General features: G+C 31.8%; 3 protein-coding genes and 1 pseudogene. All 4 read left to right on the forward strand.

Annotated elements, in window-relative coordinates; genetic code table 11:
- A partial coding sequence (locus AC1DVP_RS21195; protein WP_477185456.1) for a M56 family metallopeptidase occupies positions 1–1,381 on the forward strand: 1,381 nt, incomplete at its 5' end.
- Positions 1,382–1,461: 80 nt separating this feature from the next.
- Complete coding sequence (locus AC1DVP_RS21200; protein WP_477185457.1) at positions 1,462–1,650, forward strand: hypothetical protein; 189 nt, start codon at positions 1,462–1,464, stop codon at positions 1,648–1,650.
- A 57-nt stretch (positions 1,651–1,707) separates the two neighbouring features.
- The gene (locus tag AC1DVP_RS21205) at positions 1,708–2,070 is read left to right on the forward strand and encodes a BlaI/MecI/CopY family transcriptional regulator (RefSeq protein WP_477185458.1); all 363 of its coding nucleotides are present in this window, start codon (positions 1,708–1,710) and stop codon (positions 2,068–2,070) included.
- Positions 2,071–2,145: 75 nt separating this feature from the next.
- A pseudogene (locus AC1DVP_RS21210) lies at positions 2,146–2,646 on the forward strand (M56 family metallopeptidase); the annotation flags it as partial.

The raw sequence follows: 2,646 nt of genomic DNA on the forward strand, positions 1-2,646 counted from the left end.
AGCAGGTTTGTTCACATCTGTAATTTTGCCATGGATAGTTTTTACCACAATTATTTGGGTAGAACCAGCGCCAACCAATTTTGATTGGTCAAAACTTCCAATGAGACCTGTCCAAGAGAAAAGTTTTGAAATCAACTGGTATCTCGTTCTGGCAATTGCTTATATAATTGGAATAGCATTATTTTTGGTTCAGTTTGCGTTGGACTTTTATAACCTTAACCGCATTTTAAAAGGAAAAACTCCCCATCAGCAGGCAGACCATAAATTCATTGACATGAAAGAAAATATTGCTCCTTTTTCCTATTTCAACACCATCGTTTACAACTCATCACTGTACAGCGMRGCCGAAATGGAAAGTATTTTGGAACACGAAAAAGTACACAGCGAGCAATACCATACCGYAGACGTTTTAATAATGCGTTTCTTTTGCATCCTTTTTTGGTTCAATCCATTTATTTGGCTGTACAAAAAAGCCATTCTGCAAAATTTGGAATTCATCGCCGACAGTGAAGCCGCCAAAAACATATCCGACAAAAAAGCATACCAGCTCACGCTTTTAAAAATTACAACACACGAAAATTGTGTTTCCATTACTAATCATTTTTATCAATCATTAATCAAAAAACGAATCATTATGTTAAACAAAAACCAATCAAAAAAATGGAATTCAGTGAAGTATTATGCAGTAATTCCAGCACTTGCAGCCTTTGTGCTTTTATTTCAAGTAGAAGTTATTGCAAAGGAAAAAAATCATGTAAAAAAAGAAAGTCTTAAAGAATCAAAATCAATTGATGTTTACAAAATTCGAAAATCTACTACAGATCAAGAACTCGAACAAGTTATCGAAAAAGTAAAATCAAATCACAATTTAGATCTCATTGTTTCAGATGTAAAGCGAAATTCTAATAATGAATTGACAAACATTAAAGTAGCTATTCAAAAAGGAACTAAAGAAGAACAAAAAATTCAAATTGAAGGTGATAATGCAATAAATGATTGTGGAATTATTATAACAACTGAAGAAAACGGATCCAAAAAAATCAATTTGATTACAAACAATAAAATCAATGATTCCAAAACGAACCAAACAATTACTGTTGTAGAAAAAAAAATACAAAATTCAAATAATAATACAAACACTGATAGTAACACAAATGTAAAAACAACTCAAACTGCTAATGATGATCTTGCCTCAAAAAATGATTTGATAAAGAAAAGTATAATAATTGTAAATGGAACTTTTCTTCCTGCCAATGTAAGTCTAAACGACATTAATCCTGCCAAAATCGAAAGCATGACTGTCTATAATAGCACACAGGCGGTACTTAAATATGGAAATGTTGATGGAAATGATGTTATTGAAATTGTTACAAAAAAATAGATATCCGTATTGGTCATTCTATCAGTCCAAGTGATGTATTCAAAAGCATTTTTAAAGACAAAAATTTTGATTATAAAAAGATGATTATAATTATTGATGGTCAGCTCAAAGAATCCAAATCCTTAGAAGATCTTAATCCTCAAAGTGTAAAAAGTGTTAATTGTTTACCTAAACTTTTTAATCTTTCAGAATCTGAAAAAGCCACTATGGTTTCAAAATATGGAGAAAAAGTCTTAAATGGAATTACTGAAATAAAAACTAAGGATTAATAAAAAACAAATAATCAAACTTTTACACTGTCAAAATAAAATTAATACTTATAACTCATGCAAAAGCTAACAAACAAAGAAGAAGAAATCATGCATATTTTATGGAAGCTTAAAAAAGCTTTTGTAAAAGAAGTCATGACCGAAATCACAGAAGAACAGCCTCATTACAACACCCTTTCGACCATTATACGTAATCTGGAGGAAAAAGGATATGTAAATCACAATGCCTTTGGAAACACGCATCAATATTTCCCAATTGTAAGCCTTGAGGATTACAGAAAAGGCTTTATGAGTACGGCAATCGATAATTATTTCAACAGTTCTTATAAAAATATGGTTTCCTTTTTTGCCAAAGAAGAGAAAATTTCTGCGGCCGAATTACGTGAAATCCTCTCTATGATTGAAACCCCAAAGAAATAAAACAAATCCGCTTAAAAAAATKGGATTCATGACAACCAAAAAAAATAAAACTTCGGAATAAAAAACAATAAAAAAATGGAAGCACTATTCATATATATTGCAAAATCAAKCGGGTTAATAGGGCTGTTCTATATAGCCTATTATTTTCTCCTGCGAAAAGAAACTTTCTTTACCGCAAACCGTTGGTATCTTTTAGCAGGTTTGTTCACATCTGTAATTTTGCCATGGATAGTTTTTACCACAATTATTTGGGTAGAACCAGCGCCAACCAATTTTGATTGGTCAAAACTTCCAATGAGACCTGTCCAAGAGAAAAGTTTTGAAATCAACTGGTATCTCGTTCTGGCAATTGCTTATATAATTGGAATAGCATTATTTTTGGTTCAGTTTGCGTTGGACTTTTATAACCTTAACCGCATTTTAAAAGGGAAAACTCCCCATCAGCAGGCAGACCATAAATTCATTGACATGAAAGAAAATATTGCTCCTTTTTCCTATTTCAACACCATCGTTTACAACTCATCACTGTACAGCGCGGCCGAAATGGAAAGTATTTTGGAACACGAAAAAGTACAC

This window comes from Flavobacterium sp. P3_A6, assembly GCF_056403035.1.